Here is a 15337-nt window from a genome sequence, read left to right as displayed (position 1 = left end):
AACATGGATAATTTAGAAAAGCTTTTTAACGACTTAGAAAACAACTTTGATATTGAAAATCCAAAGTCTGGTCATGAAGCACGCTTTTTAGAAAAATTAAACAACCAAGACAACAAGGTTGTGAAGCTTAATTCTAAAAGAAACTTCTGGAAACCATTTATAGGTATTGCTGCATCAATAACACTATTATTTTCATTATTTATTGGTAATAGTCAAAGTAATGAGCCTAGAGATTTAGCTAGTATATCTCCCGAAATGGAGCAAACACAAACATTTTTCACTAATGCAATTCAAGAAGAATTAAGTAAGTTAGAAAATGAAACTTCAGAGGAAGCTCAAGCCATTATTACTGATGCGTTATCCAGAATTGAAAACCTTGAAAGCCAATACAAAAAACTACAGCTTGATTTAGAAGAAAGTGGAGATGACAAACGCGTGATTTACGCAATGATATCAAACTTTCAAAATAGAATAGATTTATTACAAAACGTATTACAACAAATTGAAGACGTAAAACAACTTAAAAACTTAACTAATGAAAACAGCTCTACTTTATAAAAGCATATTAGCTCTATTAATGCCAGTATTTTTATTTGCTGGAACAGGTAACTGGAAAGGAAAACACTCAAAAGATAAAGTTATAAAAGAAACTTTTTCTGTGAACTCCAATGCAACTCTAAAGGTTGATAATAGCTATGGAAATATTGACATTATTACTTGGAATGAAAACAAAATTGATATTGAAGTAATTATAAAAGTAAATGGTAATAACGAAGAAAAGGTTCAAAAGAAATTAGATGAAATATCTGTAGATTTTGAATCATCTTCAAACGAAGTTCATGCTAAGACAATTTTTAATAAGAACAAATCAAAATCTTGGTTTAGCTGGGGAAATAGCAATGTAAACATGAAGATTAATTACATTATCAAAATGCCAATTACCAACAATGTTGACCTTAGTAATGACTATGGAAGCATTAATCTTGATAAACTAGAAGGACGTGCCGAAATAAGCTGTGATTATGGAAAAATCACTACTAAAGAATTAATGGCAGATAACAATGTGATTAAATTCGATTACACTAATAACTCTTACTTTGAATACATAAAAAGTGGTGAAATAGTTGCTGACTATAGTGGTTATACAGTTGCTAAAGCAAATAAGCTTGCGATTAAAGCAGACTATACCAAGTCTAAAATTGAAATCGCAGAAGACATTGTGTACAACTGTGATTATGGTGGTATTACAATTGAAAAAGCAAATAATATTACAGGTAAAAGTGCCTATTTAACAACCCGATTTGGAGATGTTTATAAAAATGTGGCTGTAAAAGCAGATTATGGATCGCTTAAAATAGATAATATGACTAGTAATGCAGGAGATGTTGCCATACAATCAGACTACATGAAAATTACTATAGGCTATGATGCAGGTTATAATTTTAACTTTGATTTTGAACTAGATTATGCATCGTTAAATGGTAAAGATAATTTAGAAATTCAAAAGCAACGAATAGAATCTGGAGATAAATATTATTCTGGGTACTATGGAAGCCCTAACTCAGGAAATAATATTACTATAAAATCTGACTATGGGAGTGTTACCCTAAAAAGAAATTAAATCATCAATAAAAAACAAACATTATGAAAATCAAAAAATCAATCTTATTAGTACTTGCATTAACATTAATTACATCAGTAAACGCAAGTATATTTGGAAACAAAAATGTAAAAGGAAACGGAAACGTAATTACAGAAACTAGAAACACTGAGAGTTACGATGGTATTAGTTGTGCAGGATCAATGGATTTTATTTTAGTTTCCGGAACAGAGGGAAATATTAAAATTGAAGGAGAAGAAAACCTGCTTGAATATATTATTGTTAAAGTAAAAAAGGGAAAACTTATTGTAAAAGTTGATGATGATGTAAACTTAAAACCTAGCAGAAACAAACAAATAAAAATTACAATTCCATTCCAAGATGTAAATGTTGTTGCTTTAGCAGGTTCAGGAGATTTATGGAATAAAGATGTTATTACTACTAATAACTTGAAAGTTGCTTTAGCTGGTTCTGGTGATGTTGTATTAGATATAAAAACAACAACTGTAGAAGGTAGTTTAGCTGGTTCTGGCGACTTAACCTTAAAAGGAGACACAAATAATCTTGAAGCTAAAGTTGCAGGCTCTGGTGACTTTCATGGTTTTGACTTAAATGCTAATCACACTGAAGTATCTGTAGCTGGTTCTGGTGATGCTAAAGTGGTAAGTAACGAATCGTTAAAAGCTAGAGTTGCTGGCTCAGGAGATATTAAATATAAAGGAAACCCAAGTAAAGAAGATACAAAGGTTTCTGGTTCTGGAAGTATTAGTAACTAAGATTATAAAATTGATATAGAAAAAGCCACTCAAAATTGAGTGGCTTTTTTTATATCGAATAATTCTTAATTTAAAGAATATGAAATAAGCTCTTGTACCGAGTTACTTGTTATTCCATCATCTAAATCATTAATTGTACCATCTACTTTAACCACTCCTACATCTTTAGCGAAGTAATAAATATAATTAGACTGTGAACCTGCACTAGGGTCTCCTTGAACAGTTACATTAAATATTTGACGAACTTTAATTACAGAATCATAAGTTTCACCTTGAACTTCAATTGTTAAGTCTTTGTCTAAAATTTCAAATTGCATATCGTAATTACTTACTGTTGTTGGCAATGCTTCACCACCTGGGATAGATACCTCAAAAGAAGTTTCAACTGACATTGTGTGCGACCAAGTTCCTCCTATATCTAAATAATCTTTTAAAATAATATATTCATAACCTTCTTGAGTAATTTGATAAAGTCCTAATAAATCAGCAGTTAACTCTCCTACTTTTATTACGTAATCACCACCATTTTTTCTAGAATATACATTTACAGACAAACCTTCAAATCCTGTTCCGTCTGTTGCTGTAACATCTCCAAAAAATGTATCATATTGATAATATAAATTATTACTAATAGTTTCAGTTTGCACAATATCCATAATAGAATTATCTTGTGTTACACCATCTTCTACTACACTATACGTCCAAATATTTCCAATAGCCATTGGCCAATAATCACCTGTAGTCTCTCCTCCTGGATCACCTATAACATTATTATTACCTCCATTTGTATTATCAAAATCACCTTCTAAAGGTTCATTATCGCAAGTAAAAGCTGATAATAAAATAAAACATGATAATAACATTCCGATTTTTCTCATAATAGTTTGGATTTAAATTGTTCCACAAACATAATAAATTATTTTACATATTTGGTTGCTTTCATTTTACTTAACACAAGTAATGCAACTACAAAAAAGATTGCTAAACACAATACAGACCATTGCATTGAACCTGTTAAAGAAATAAGCAATCCAAACACAAACATTCCAAGAACAATTGCTATCTTCTCAGTTACATCATAAAAACTAAAATAAGTAGCATGATCATGCGTTTCTGGTAATAATTTAGAATATGTAGAACGTGATAAAGATTGAGTAGCTCCTAAAACAAAGCCTAATAAACCTCCTAAAGTATAAAAGTAAATATCTATATTCTCTTGTGTTTTATCTAACATAAAAGCAACAAAACAAACAATTCCCCAAATTGCCAATGTTAGTTTTAATGCTTTAAGATTCCCTATTTTATTAGATAGTCTTGAAAAAACAAATGCACCAACTATGGCTACAATTTGAACTAATAAAATTGTCATAATAAGATTTGTTGTTGGCAAGCCCAATTCCTTACTTCCAAAAATTCCAGCCATCAAAACAATGGTTTGTACTCCTACACTAAAAAAGAAAAAAGAAATTAAAAATATTTTCAGTTCAGGATGATGAGACAATTCACTAGCTACTTTTTTCAATTCTCTAAAACCCTTCCAAATAAAATCTTTTTCCGGCTTTCTATTAAATACATTGTTTGGTAATTTACGATATGTAACTTGAGCAAATCCTAACCACCAAATACCAACTAATAAAAATGTAATTCTTGGTGCTAATGCTGGGTCTTCAATTCCAAACAACTCTGGTTTTTCTACCATTATCAAACTAAATAATAATAAAATAATAGAACCAGTATAACCAAAAATAAATCCTTTAGCGCTCACATTATCTTGCTGTTCAGGAAATGCCACTTCAGGTAAATAAGCATTATAAAACACTATACTTCCCCAAAACCCTATACTAGCTGTAACAGTAAAAGTTAGAGCTACCCAAAGTGTATCTTGTCCTGTAAAGAAAAACAAACTCATTACCGACAATGACCCAAGTAAACAAAAGAACTTTAAAAACTTAAGCTTATTTCCTGTGTAATCTGCAATACCAGATAATATTGGAGAGATAAAAGCAACTATTAAAAATGAGAACGACAATGTATAATCATACAATGTTGTTGGATCCCATAACGTACCTAAAAAAGATATTTTATCATCAATCTTATCAAATGAATCTGTTAAACTACTATAATAAATAGGAAATACTGCTGTACTAATTACTAATGAATATACTGAATTTGCCCAATCGTAAAACGCCCAAGCATTGGTAAGTTTTTTACTTCCTCTTTCTAATACTGCCATAATAAAAAAGCTGCTCATTTTTTTGAGCAGCTTCTAAAGTAAACATTTATTCTTTAATCCAAAGTTAAATTACTCTCTAAACGATGTAACTCCAAACTTTTTTGCTTCTTCCTTAGCTTTAGGTGCTAACTTAGTTAAGTTTTCTATTCTTGAATCATTAGAAGGGTGTGTGCTCATAAACTCTGGTGGTGCTTGTCCTCCACTATTAGCTTTCATACGCTTCCATAATTCGGCAGCTTCATCAGGATTATAGCCAGCAATTGCCATTAAATAAACACCTATTTTATCAGCCTCTGTTTCATGAGCTCTACTAAAAGGAAGCATTCCTCCTACTGTAGATGCTGCTCCATAAGCTTGCATCCACATTGCCTGTTCTTCACTACTTTGATTACCTGTAGCTACAGCAACTCCAACAGCCCCAACTTGCTGTAACATACCAGCACTCATACGTTGTTGGCCATGATTTGCTAAAGCGTGAGCAACTTCATGTCCCATAATTGCAGCGACACCAGTTTCACCATCTGCTATTGGTAAAATTCCAGTATAAAAAACAATCTTACCTCCTGGCATACACCAAGCATTTACAGTCTTATCATTTACTAAATTATATTCCCATTGGTAATCTTTTAAATAACCTTCATAACCATTTGCATTTAAATAACGTTCTGCTGCTACTGCTATTCGCTGTCCAACTCTAGTAATCATTTCTGCATCAGCTGTTCCTTTAACTACTTTATTTTCGCTCAAAAACTGATCATATTGTGCAAATGCAGTTGGAAACAATTGAGCGTTAGACACTAATGCCATTGTCTTCTTTCCTGTGAAAGGATTTGTAGCACAAGACAAAAACAGTAATACTGTACTAAGTGCTATTAATTTATTCTTTATGTTCATGGTTAATGATTATTTTGATTAGTATAAAAATACAAAAACGTATCTTACTATTTAGTAAGACACCATTTTTTTTTAGAGGTCACAATTTATTTAAAAAATAAATAGCTTTTGTAATTAACTAAAAATCAAAACGACCACATCAAAAACGCTATAATAAAAAATCCTATGAAAAAAGTATTAATGATATGTTTATGTGTGTTTTACTTTAGCTGTAATATTAATGCACAAAAAAACAAAGAAGAAAGTCCAAAAGTCTTTAAGATTTCTAAAACAAAAGCTGAATGGAAATCTCAATTAACCGATTTACAATATTATGTACTTAGAGAAGCAGGAACGGAAAGACCATTTACGAGTCCATTAAATAAGAATTACGAAGAAGGAACCTATGTTTGTGCTGCTTGCCAAACACCTTTATTTAAAAGTGAGCATAAATTTGATTCTGGTAGTGGATGGCCAAGTTTTGATAGAGAAATTAAAGGAAATGTTGCCTTTTCTGTAGATTACAATATAGGCGTTGCACGTACAGAAGAACATTGCGCAACTTGCGGTGGACATTTAGGGCATGTATTTAACGATGGTCCAAGAAATACTACTGGAAAAAGACATTGTATTAATGGTGCTGCTCTAACTTTTATTCCTAAAAAGAAAAGTTAGTGAGCTATCAAACTATAAATTATAGTTATCAATAGCACAAACACTCTTTACTTAATAACATTATATTTAGAGTATGAAAAATTCATACTTAACAAGTACACTAAAACAGTTTCAGTATTATAAATTACTTGGAGAAAAAACAATCGATCAATTAGACGATGAGCAAATTCATTGGCGTTACAATAAAGAGTCTAATAGTATTTCTATTATAGTTAAACATCTTGTTGGTAATATGCTATCTAGATGGACAAACTTTTTAACTGAAGATGGAGAAAAAAAATGGAGATATCGTGACGAAGAGTTTCTTGATACTTATAAAAACAAAAAAGAACTTTTAAACGCTTGGGAAAAAGGTTGGCAATGTCTTTTTAACGCTATAACACCTCTTAATTATAGTGACTTGGAAAAAATTATTTATATAAGAAACCAAGGGCATTCAGTTACAGAAGCAATAAACAGACAACTAACCCACTATTCTTACCATATTGGTCAGATCGTTTTTTTAGGTAAAATGCTAGAAGATGAAAAATGGGAATCTTTGTCCATACCTAAAGGTAAATCAACCACTTACAATCAAGAAAAATTTTCTAAAACAAAAGGAAGAAGACATTTTACTGAAGACCTTTAATATTACAGTTAGGTTTCGTAAATTTGTCGCTTCAAATTAAGATTTAAAATTATTCTCATGAGTAAATACGATATTATTGTTCTAGGAAGTGGCCCTGGAGGTTACGTTACAGCCATTAGAGCGTCACAATTAGGATTTAAAACAGCAGTTGTTGAAAAAGAAAACCTTGGTGGTGTTTGTTTAAATTGGGGTTGTATTCCAACTAAAGCCTTATTAAAATCTGCTCAAGTATTTGAATACTTAAAGCATGCTGAAGATTATGGTCTTTCTGTTAAAGATGCAGACAAAGACTTTGATGCTGTTGTAAAACGCAGTAGAAATGTTGCTGATGGCATGAGTAAAGGTGTTCAATTCTTATTGAAAAAGAACAAAGTAGATGTTATTAATGGTTATGGAAAAGTAAAACCAGGAAAAAAAATAGATGTTGACGGAACTGAATATAGTGCTGATCACATCATTATAGCAACTGGAGCACGTTCTCGTGAGTTACCAAGCTTACCTCAAGATGGTAAAAAAGTAATTGGATATAGAGAAGCTTTAACACTTAAAGAGCAACCAAAAAAGATGATTATTGTTGGTTCTGGTGCTATTGGTGTTGAATTTGCATACTTCTACAACTCTATGGGTACAGAAGTAACAATTGTTGAATATATGCCAAAAATTGTTCCTGTTGAAGATGCAGATGTATCAAAACAACTAGAACGCTCTTTTAAGAAAAGTGGAATGAAAATTATGACTTCTGCAGAAGTTACTTCTGTTGACACATCTGGAGAAGGCGTAAAAGCAACAGTAAAAACTAAAAAAGGAGAAGAAATTCTTGAAGCTGATATTGTATTATCTGCTGTTGGTATTAAAACTAACATTGAAAACATTGGTTTAGAAGATGTTGGTATTGTAACTGATAGAGATAAAATATTAGTAAATGATTTTTATCAAACAAATATTCCAGGATACTACGCAATTGGAGATATTACACCTGGTCAAGCATTGGCTCACGTAGCATCGGCTGAAGGAATTTTATGTGTTGAAAAAATTGCTGGACAACATGTTGAAGCTTTAGATTACGGAAACATTCCTGGATGTACATATTGTACTCCAGAAATAGCAAGTGTTGGATTAACTGAAGCACAAGCAAAAGAACAAGGTTTAGACATTAAAGTTGGTAAATTCCCATTCTCTGCTTCTGGTAAAGCCAGTGCTGGAGGAAATAAAGATGGATTTGTAAAAGTAATTTTTGATGCTAAATATGGTGAATGGTTAGGCTGTCATATGATTGGTGCTGGAGTTACAGACATGATTGCTGAAGCTGTACTAGGACGTAAATTAGAAACTACTGGACACGAAGTACTAAAAGCGGTTCACCCTCACCCAACAATGAGTGAAGCTGTTATGGAAGCCGTTGCTGCTGCATATGATGAAGTAATTCATATCTAAATTAATAATTATTTGACTTCATTCTAAGAAGTATTAATATAAAAAAGCTCCAGAAAATCTGGAGCTTTTTATTTTTATATAATATGGTTAGGTTAGCTTTAAATAAAACTCTGAATTGCTAATTCATAACTCTGTAAACCAAAACCAAGAATAACACCTCTAGCATTGGGTGAAATATACGACTGATGTCTAAATTCTTCTCTTGAAAAGGTATTAGATATATGCACCTCTATTACTGGAGTTTCTATAGCTTTCACAACATCTCCAATTCCTATAGATGTATGCGTATATGCTGCAGCATTTAAAATAATTCCATCATAAGAAAAACCAACCTCTTGAAGTTTATCTATTAACTCTCCTTCTATATTAGATTGATAATAGTCTAGCTCAATATTTACATACTTACTTTTTACCGTATCTAAAAACTCCGTAAAACTCAAACTTCCATAAATATTAGGCTCGCGCTTGCCTAAAAGATTTAAGTTAGGACCATTTATAATGATTAGTTTTTTCATATTGTAAATGTAAAAAAAATAGTATAAAAAAAGCCGAAGCAATAGCTTCGGCTTTTTTATCTAATGTTTTACTTATTAGAAGTGTAAAGCAAATCCAATACGGAATTCAAAAATACCTTCATCAGTAAAATCTTCGTTTAAAGACATGTTATATCTTAAACCTGGCTCAATACTTACGTTGTCAGCAACAAACCAAGCATATCCACCTTGAAGACCTAACCATAATGGAGACTCATCTCCAAAAACATCATCACCAGATGCACCAGTTAAATCAAGTTGTACAGGAAATTGACTTGCAACATAATACTTAGCACCTAATTTATAACTAAATGATGAAGCACCATCTAAATCATTGTAACCTAAACCTAATTTAATAGCTAAGTCATCCATTACAAAGTAACCACCCTCAGCACCAATAGACCAAACAGTTGTTCCGTCAACAGAAGTTAATCCAAATCCTGTATTAGCAGAGTGCCCTACTGCACCACCACCTCCACCGAATCCAGTGTTAGCTTCAATTAAAATACTTCCTTTAGATAATGCGCTTCCATTATCTTCATCTTGTGCATTTACATTTGTAAATCCTAATACTGCAATAGCAGCAGTAAGTAATAATTTTTTCATAATAAAATTTGGTTTAAAATTTTGAACTGCAAATAAATACCAAATTTTCGAAAGAAAACACTTGCGTATTAAGAAAGATATTTTACATATAATAAAAAAGGGAAAAGCAATGCTTTTCCCTCTTAAATTTATTTTAAATTTTTCTTAAAATCTATATCCTACACCTATTGTTAATGTATTAAGCTCTCCTTCAACATCTCTAGACACCTGAATACCATATCTAGCTTCTACGAAAAATTGCTCAGTAATATTATATCCTGCTCCAGCAGCAATATCTAATCCAAACTCACCTTCTTCAATATCTTCTAATATATAGTTAACTTGAGGTCCTGCTTGTAAATTAAAATCTTCAGAAATGTTATATTTTAACATTACTGGAATATAAAGAGAGTTTAAATTATCTACAGCACTATACAATACAGAAGGTTCTACATCTAACGTTTCACTTACTTCAAATTCATAACCAGCTCCAATGTAAAATCCACTTTCACTAAAACCTTCAAAATCAAGACTATTAAATCCTGCTTTAGCACTAAAACCTTGAGCTCCTGCACTAAAAGTAAACGCAGCCATAACTGCAACTAACAATAATTTTTTCATAATTTGTAAATTTAGTTTTTGATTAATTTACTCAAAGTAAATAAAAATTATTAACAATAACCAAATAAATTGTTGAAAACTTTCAAATATACGCAATTTTACGTATGTTATAGAGCGTAATATATAACTTACACATTGTTAATAAGATAAGAATTCAACTATGACTTGGGACAGTGCTTTACAAGACTTTTGCCATTACTTAAAAATAGAAAGAGGTCTTTCAGACAATTCAATTACTAATTATAGTCTTGATGTAAAAAAACTTATAAGTTATTTAAAAGAGCATGATATAAAAACATCACCTATTAATATAGACAATGCAATTGTTCAACAATTTATATATGAAATAGCTAAATCAGTAAACCCTAGGTCACAATCACGTGTTATTTCTGGTTTAAGAAGCTTCTTTGACTATCTTATTTTCGAGAATTACAGAGAAACCAACCCTTTGGCTTTAATAGAATCACCCAAAATTGGTCGTAAACTCCCTGATACACTATCTATAGAAGATATAGATACAATTGTTGCGGCTATTGACTTAAGTAAACCACAAGGCGAACGCAATAGAGCCATTATAGAAACATTATATAGTTGTGGCTTACGTGTTAGTGAACTTATTAATTTAAAGCTCTCAGACCTCTTTTTTGAAGAAGGATTTATTAAAGTAACTGGGAAGGGTGACAAACAACGTTTTGTACCTATTGGTAATTTAACTCAAAAATATATCAATATCTATAAAAACAAAGTAAGAATACATACTCCTATTATTGATGAATATAGCGATACTTTATTTTTAAACAGAAGAGGTAAACAACTTACGAGGGCTATGATTTTTACAATTGTAAAACAATTAGCCGAAAAAGCTGGTATAAATAAAACTATATCACCACATACCTTTAGACACTCTTTTGCAACACATTTACTTGAAAACGGTGCAGATTTAAGAGCTATTCAGCTAATGTTAGGTCATGAAAGCATTACGACTACTGAAATATACATGCACGTAGATAAAAGTCATTTAAGAGATGTTATAGACACTTATCATCCTAGAAAATAAAAAAGCACCTAAAAACGAATTTTAGATGCTTTAATAAATATATTAAATTATACTATTTAGCGATATTTACAGCTCTAGTTTCACGAATAACTGTAACTTTTACTTGACCAGGATAAGTCATATCAGTTTGAATTTTTTGTGAAATTTCAAATGACAAGTTAGCTGCTTTATCGTCGCTTACTTTTTCACTTTCAACTATAACACGTAATTCTCTACCTGCTTGTATTGCATAGGCTTTTTTAACTCCAGTAAATCCAAAAGCAATATCCTCTAAATCTTTTAATCTTTGGATATAAGAATCTAACACTTGACGTCTAGCTCCAGGACGTGCCCCAGAAATAGCATCACAAACCTGAATTATTGGAGACATTAATGATTTCATTTCTATCTCATCGTGGTGAGCACCAATAGCATTACAAACTTCTTTTTTCTCACCATACTTTTCAGCCCATTGCATACCTAAAATAGCATGAGGTGTTTCCATATCAGTTTCAGCATCTGGCACTTTACCAATATCATGTAATAATCCAGCACGTTTAGCTAGTTTAGGGTTTAAACCTAGCTCTGCTGCCATAATACCACATAGTTTAGCAACTTCACGTGAGTGTTGAAGTAAATTTTGTCCATAAGAAGAACGATACTTCATGCGTCCAACCATTTTAATTAATTCTGGATGTAAACCATGAATTCCTAAATCTATCACAGTACGCTTACCAACTTCAATAATCTCCTGCTCTATTTGTTTCTTAGTCTTCTTAACTACTTCTTCAATTCTAGCAGGATGAATACGACCATCTGTTACTAATTTATGTAATGACAAACGTGCAATTTCTCTTCTTACAGAATCAAAACATGATAATATAATTGCCTCAGGTGTATCGTCTACAATAATCTCTACTCCTGTAGCTGCTTCTATAGCTCTAATATTACGTCCTTCTCTACCAATTATTCTACCTTTAATATCATCAGACTCAATATTAAATACAGACACACAGTTATCTACAGCTTCTTCAGTACCTACACGCTGAATAGTGTTAATGATAATCTTTTTAGCCTCTTGTTGTGCAGTTAATTTAGCTTCTTCCATCTTATCTTGCACATAAGCCATTGCATCATTTTTAGCTTCTCCTTTTAAAGATTCAACCAACTGTGATTTGGCATCTTCAGCCGATAATCCTGAAATAACTTCTAACTGTTGTACTTGACTTTTATGTAATTTTTCTACTTCCTCCTTCTTTTTCTCTAGGTAATCAAGTCTATAATCATAATCTTTTATTTTGCTTTCTACTTCTGTATTAAGCTTTTTATTCTTTGAAAGCTCTGAAGATATTTGAGACTCCTTATCTCTCGTTCTTTTTTCAGCTTCAGCCATTTTTTTATCTCTTGCTAAAATCACTTTTTCATGCTCTGATTTTAACTCAATAAACTTTTCTTTAGCTTGTAATATTTTATCTTTTTTAATGGCTTCGCCATCATGATTAGCATCTTTTATAATAGTTGCAGCTTCCTTTTTGGCGCTTTTAACTATTTTAGAAGCATTATTCTTCTCAAGGGTTTTTGCTATAACAAATCCTATGATTAGTCCTAATGCTGTTGCTCCTACAATTATTAAAATTGTGTTAGTGTCCATTTTATATATTTAGTTTATTTATAAAAAAAGCCTACATCAGTCTTGGTTTTTGTATAAACTCCTTAAAAACAAGTTTAGGGCTAACAAGCTGATCAAGTATCTGTTCAAAGACAGCCCGCTTTTACAACTTAAACTCACCCTTTTTAAAGAATTAACGTTGAGTTTATCAAAAAAAATAACTAATGTAGGCAGTAACCTTTTTGTATTTAAAGAACTTATGAGTTTAAATACTCTCCCAGAAGTTTATCTAAAGCAACTAGCTTTTCTTCCACTTCTTCGTTTAAATTATTATTATCTATCGTTTTTTGTTCTGTTTGAGATGCAAATTGTAAAGCACACATAGCTAATACATCTTGTTTATCTCTAACGGAATAACTTTGCTCAAATTGTTTAATCATAGCATCAATTTTCTGAGCTGCTTTTCTTAATCCTTCTTCCTGACTCGGTGGAATTGTTAAAGGATATACTCTATTTGCTATAGATAGCTTTATTTTAAGCTTGTCAGACATTATATACTATAAACATTATTCAGAAAGTTGAGATATACAATAATCTATCTCTCTTATTAATGCATTTATTTTGAGCTTTGTTTCTCTTTTACTCTCATTACTGCCTAATATTGAATTTGCAATCTTTAGAGTTTCATATTTTTCAGCCCAATCACTAATAACTTGTTCTTGTTCTAAATTCTTATTTTGAGCAACTTCTAATTCTTCACTTAATTTAGCGTTAGTTTGCTTTAAAACTTCAAGCTTATGCAAGACTTTACTAATTCTATTCTCTAAAGAATCTACAATTGACTCAATATTACCCATTTACATTTTCAATACTAATTACACAAAGTTAACATACCAAACTTTAAATAACAATTGTTTTTAACTAAAATTTTAAATAGTTTAATTTTCAAGCAGTTACAATAATATGGCTTAGTATTTGTTATTGTGTTTGCAGATTAATTTCAAATTAATAAATTAGCATTAATAACTTACTTATGCGTAAAACCCTCACATTGTTTTTTTTATGTTTTTTGCAGCTAATTAGCGCTCAAAATCCGTATCCTCAAAATTACTTTAGAAACCCTTTAGATATCACCTTGGTTTTATCTGGTACTTTTGCCGAATTACGTTCTAACCATTTTCATTCTGGATTAGATATAAAAACACAACAAAAAGAAGGTTTAAAAATTTATACTGCTGCCGAAGGCTATGTAAGCAGAATTAAAATTTCTCATTATGGTTATGGTAAAGCATTATACATAACACATCCAAACGGCTACACTACTGTATATGCACACTTAAAAAAGTTTTCACCTAAAATTGAAGCTTTTGTAAAAAAAATGCAATACGAGCAAGAATCATTTACACTTGAACATTTCCCAAATCCAGAAGATTTAGTTGTCACTACAGATGAAATGATTGCATATAGTGGCAATACTGGAAGTTCTGGAGGTCCTCATTTGCATTTCGAAATTAGAGACAAACAAGAACGCCCTATTAATCCAATGTTATTTGGACTAGACGTAAAAGACACTAGAAAACCTACTGTATTAAACGTTTTTGCGTATCCAATTGGACCAGAATCACATGTCAACGATACTAACAAAAGAACGAAACTAAGGCTCATACCTCAAAAAGATGGTAGTTATAAAGTTGAACAAATAAGAGCTTATGGGAAAATTGGCTTTGGTATTGTATCACATGACAGACAAGATTTTGCTGCCAATAAAAATGGTGTTAATAACATTCAAACTTTTTTTAATGGTAATAAAAGCCTTGAAATTGACTTCAAACGTTTTTCATTTAGTGAAACAAAACACTTAAACAGGTTAATTGATTACGAATATTTCAAAAACAATAAATCTAGAATACAGAAATTATTTATTCAACCAAACAACCCTTTAAGTCTTTATAAAGATGCTGATAATTCGGGGTACATTATAGTAGAAGATAGTACTGCTTCAGTATATAGAGTAAAAGTTAATGATTACAAAAACAATGACTCTTGGATTACTATTCCCATTGAAGGTAGAAAGAGTGATTCTATAACTCCAAATCACATAGAAGTAACCGATCATTTTCTTTATGCAGACCAAGCCCTAACATTACAAGAAGAAAATGTAACTGTTGAAATTCCAAAAAACACATTTTACGACGATTTTTTTATCGATTTTAAAGTAAATAACGATACACTTGTATTACATAAAGCTGAAATACCAGCTCAAAAAAGTTTTTCTATTCAATTTAACATAGACCATTATACAGGTGAAGACAAAGACAAGTTATTTATTGGTGTTTTATCTAAATATGGAAATAAGGTTTATTATGCTCCCACAACTAAAAAAGGAAATATTTTAAACTGTATTACCAAAAATTTAGGCACTTATACTTTAGCCACAGATATTGAAAGCCCTAAAATAAAACCAGTAAATTTTAGTGATGGCAAATGGTTAAGTAAATATCGTTACTTAAAAGTCAAAATTTCTGATAAACTCTCAGGAATAAAAAATTATCGTGCAACCATAAATGGAAAATGGATTCTTATGGAGTATGATCCAAAGAAAAATATGTTAGTACACGATTTTAATGATAATATCGTTACTGATACTAAAAACATTTTAAAGGTAATTGTTATCGATAATGTTGGAAATAGTTCTACATTTGAAACAACCTTTTATCGAAAATAAAAAACATAC

Annotated in this window: 17 protein-coding genes and 1 other RNA gene; 8 read left to right on the top strand and 10 right to left on the bottom strand. The window is 31.0% G+C overall.

All coding sequences use genetic code 11. From position 1 onward, the window contains the following. Positions 1–3: 3 nt before the first annotated feature. The 3 genes from ACLII3_RS13730 to ACLII3_RS13720 are packed head-to-tail and all read left to right on the top strand — an operon-like array spanning position 4 to position 2376. On the top strand, positions 4–558 hold the full coding sequence (locus ACLII3_RS13730; RefSeq protein WP_412984792.1) for a hypothetical protein: 555 nt from the start codon (positions 4–6) through the stop codon (positions 556–558). Continuing rightward, entirely contained in the window at positions 536–1621 is a 1086-nt protein-coding gene (locus ACLII3_RS13725; RefSeq protein ID WP_412984791.1) for a hypothetical protein, read from the top strand. Before ACLII3_RS13730 ends, ACLII3_RS13725 begins: the two co-directional genes overlap by 23 nt. A 23-nt stretch (positions 1622–1644) precedes the next feature. Further along, entirely contained in the window at positions 1645–2376 is a 732-nt protein-coding gene (locus tag ACLII3_RS13720) for a head GIN domain-containing protein (protein WP_412984790.1), read from the top strand. A 65-nt stretch (positions 2377–2441) separates the two neighbouring features. On the opposite strand, the gene ACLII3_RS13715 is transcribed toward ACLII3_RS13720, so the two are convergent. The 3 genes from ACLII3_RS13715 to ACLII3_RS13705 are packed head-to-tail and all read right to left on the bottom strand — an operon-like array spanning position 2442 to position 5503. Next, positions 2442–3254, bottom strand: coding sequence for a hypothetical protein (locus ACLII3_RS13715; RefSeq protein WP_412984789.1), 813 nt, complete (start codon positions 3252–3254; stop codon positions 2442–2444). 38 nt (positions 3255–3292) lie between these two features. Then, the gene (locus ACLII3_RS13710; RefSeq protein WP_412984788.1) at positions 3293–4627 is read right to left on the bottom strand and encodes an MFS transporter; all 1335 of its coding nucleotides are present in this window, start codon (positions 4625–4627) and stop codon (positions 3293–3295) included. Between the two features lie 51 nt (positions 4628–4678). Further along, positions 4679–5503, bottom strand: a complete 825-nt coding sequence (locus ACLII3_RS13705; protein ID WP_412984787.1) for a M48 family metallopeptidase — start codon at positions 5501–5503, stop codon at positions 4679–4681. Between the two features lie 165 nt (positions 5504–5668). Between ACLII3_RS13705 and msrB the strand changes: the two genes are divergently transcribed. The 3 genes from msrB to lpdA all read left to right on the top strand — a co-directional run bounded on the left by msrB (position 5669) and on the right by lpdA (position 8219). Continuing rightward, on the top strand, positions 5669–6157 hold the full coding sequence (msrB, locus tag ACLII3_RS13700) for a peptide-methionine (R)-S-oxide reductase MsrB (RefSeq protein WP_412984786.1): 489 nt from the start codon (positions 5669–5671) through the stop codon (positions 6155–6157). Positions 6158–6230: 73 nt separating this feature from the next. Further along, complete coding sequence (locus ACLII3_RS13695) at positions 6231–6785, top strand: DUF1572 family protein (protein WP_412984785.1); 555 nt, start codon at positions 6231–6233, stop codon at positions 6783–6785. 57 nt (positions 6786–6842) lie between these two features. Beyond that, a complete protein-coding gene (gene lpdA, locus ACLII3_RS13690; protein WP_412984784.1) occupies positions 6843–8219 on the top strand; it encodes a dihydrolipoyl dehydrogenase in 1377 nt (458 codons plus the stop codon). A 98-nt stretch (positions 8220–8317) separates the two neighbouring features. Here lpdA and aroQ read toward each other — a convergent pair whose 3' ends face one another. From aroQ to ACLII3_RS13675, 3 genes are all read right to left on the bottom strand, one after another. Continuing rightward, positions 8318–8734, bottom strand: coding sequence for a type II 3-dehydroquinate dehydratase (aroQ, locus tag ACLII3_RS13685; RefSeq protein ID WP_412984783.1), 417 nt, complete (start codon positions 8732–8734; stop codon positions 8318–8320). A gap of 75 nt (positions 8735–8809) precedes the next feature. Next, on the bottom strand, positions 8810–9358 hold the full coding sequence (locus tag ACLII3_RS13680) for a hypothetical protein (RefSeq protein WP_412984782.1): 549 nt from the start codon (positions 9356–9358) through the stop codon (positions 8810–8812). 144 nt (positions 9359–9502) lie between these two features. Further along, the gene (locus tag ACLII3_RS13675) at positions 9503–9958 is read right to left on the bottom strand and encodes a porin family protein (RefSeq protein ID WP_412984781.1); all 456 of its coding nucleotides are present in this window, start codon (positions 9956–9958) and stop codon (positions 9503–9505) included. Positions 9959–10118: 160 nt separating this feature from the next. Here ACLII3_RS13675 and xerD point away from each other — a divergent pair, with 160 nt between their 5' ends. Beyond that, positions 10119–11015, top strand: coding sequence for a site-specific tyrosine recombinase XerD (gene xerD, locus ACLII3_RS13670; RefSeq protein ID WP_412984780.1), 897 nt, complete (start codon positions 10119–10121; stop codon positions 11013–11015). A 52-nt stretch (positions 11016–11067) separates the two neighbouring features. On the opposite strand, the gene rny is transcribed toward xerD, so the two are convergent. From rny to ACLII3_RS13650, 4 genes are all read right to left on the bottom strand, one after another. Continuing rightward, a complete protein-coding gene (gene rny, locus ACLII3_RS13665) occupies positions 11068–12645 on the bottom strand; it encodes a ribonuclease Y (protein ID WP_412984779.1) in 1578 nt (525 codons plus the stop codon). A 55-nt stretch (positions 12646–12700) separates the two neighbouring features. Beyond that, a non-coding RNA gene (ssrS, locus tag ACLII3_RS13660) (6S RNA) lies at positions 12701–12808 on the bottom strand. Between the two features lie 52 nt (positions 12809–12860). Continuing rightward, a complete protein-coding gene (locus ACLII3_RS13655; protein WP_412984778.1) occupies positions 12861–13154 on the bottom strand; it encodes a cell division protein ZapA in 294 nt (97 codons plus the stop codon). Between the two features lie 15 nt (positions 13155–13169). Beyond that, positions 13170–13460: a hypothetical protein gene (locus ACLII3_RS13650; RefSeq protein ID WP_412984777.1), complete on the bottom strand. Its 291-nt coding sequence runs from the start codon at positions 13458–13460 to the stop codon at positions 13170–13172. Positions 13461–13636: 176 nt separating this feature from the next. On the opposite strand from ACLII3_RS13650, the gene ACLII3_RS13645 reads away from it, so the two are divergent. Then, on the top strand, positions 13637–15328 hold the full coding sequence (locus tag ACLII3_RS13645; protein WP_412984776.1) for a peptidoglycan DD-metalloendopeptidase family protein: 1692 nt from the start codon (positions 13637–13639) through the stop codon (positions 15326–15328). The last annotated feature ends 9 nt before the right edge of the window (positions 15329–15337 follow it).

Origin of the sequence: Pontimicrobium sp. IMCC45349, assembly GCF_047219225.1 — a bacterium.
Lineage (GTDB): Bacteria > Bacteroidota > Bacteroidia > Flavobacteriales > Flavobacteriaceae > IMCC45349.
The sequence above is the reverse complement of the archived record's forward strand: the minus strand, read 5'-3'. Positions and strand labels throughout refer to the sequence as shown.

Coding starts and splice junctions, on each gene's coding strand:
- ACLII3_RS13730 (WP_412984792.1), top strand. CDS start 4: ATGGATAATTTAGAAAAGCTTTTTAACGACTTAGAAAACAACTTTGAT.
- ACLII3_RS13725 (WP_412984791.1), top strand. CDS start 536: ATGAAAACAGCTCTACTTTATAAAAGCATATTAGCTCTATTAATGCCA.
- ACLII3_RS13720 (WP_412984790.1), top strand. CDS start 1,645: ATGAAAATCAAAAAATCAATCTTATTAGTACTTGCATTAACATTAATT.
- ACLII3_RS13715 (WP_412984789.1), bottom strand. CDS start 3,254: ATGAGAAAAATCGGAATGTTATTATCATGTTTTATTTTATTATCAGCT.
- ACLII3_RS13710 (WP_412984788.1), bottom strand. CDS start 4,627: ATGAGCAGCTTTTTTATTATGGCAGTATTAGAAAGAGGAAGTAAAAAA.
- ACLII3_RS13705 (WP_412984787.1), bottom strand. CDS start 5,503: ATGAACATAAAGAATAAATTAATAGCACTTAGTACAGTATTACTGTTT.
- msrB (WP_412984786.1), top strand. CDS start 5,669: ATGAAAAAAGTATTAATGATATGTTTATGTGTGTTTTACTTTAGCTGT.
- ACLII3_RS13695 (WP_412984785.1), top strand. CDS start 6,231: ATGAAAAATTCATACTTAACAAGTACACTAAAACAGTTTCAGTATTAT.
- lpdA (WP_412984784.1), top strand. CDS start 6,843: ATGAGTAAATACGATATTATTGTTCTAGGAAGTGGCCCTGGAGGTTAC.
- aroQ (WP_412984783.1), bottom strand. CDS start 8,734: ATGAAAAAACTAATCATTATAAATGGTCCTAACTTAAATCTTTTAGGC.
- ACLII3_RS13680 (WP_412984782.1), bottom strand. CDS start 9,358: ATGAAAAAATTATTACTTACTGCTGCTATTGCAGTATTAGGATTTACA.
- ACLII3_RS13675 (WP_412984781.1), bottom strand. CDS start 9,958: ATGAAAAAATTATTGTTAGTTGCAGTTATGGCTGCGTTTACTTTTAGT.
- xerD (WP_412984780.1), top strand. CDS start 10,119: ATGACTTGGGACAGTGCTTTACAAGACTTTTGCCATTACTTAAAAATA.
- rny (WP_412984779.1), bottom strand. CDS start 12,645: ATGGACACTAACACAATTTTAATAATTGTAGGAGCAACAGCATTAGGA.
- ACLII3_RS13655 (WP_412984778.1), bottom strand. CDS start 13,154: ATGTCTGACAAGCTTAAAATAAAGCTATCTATAGCAAATAGAGTATAT.
- ACLII3_RS13650 (WP_412984777.1), bottom strand. CDS start 13,460: ATGGGTAATATTGAGTCAATTGTAGATTCTTTAGAGAATAGAATTAGT.
- ACLII3_RS13645 (WP_412984776.1), top strand. CDS start 13,637: ATGCGTAAAACCCTCACATTGTTTTTTTTATGTTTTTTGCAGCTAATT.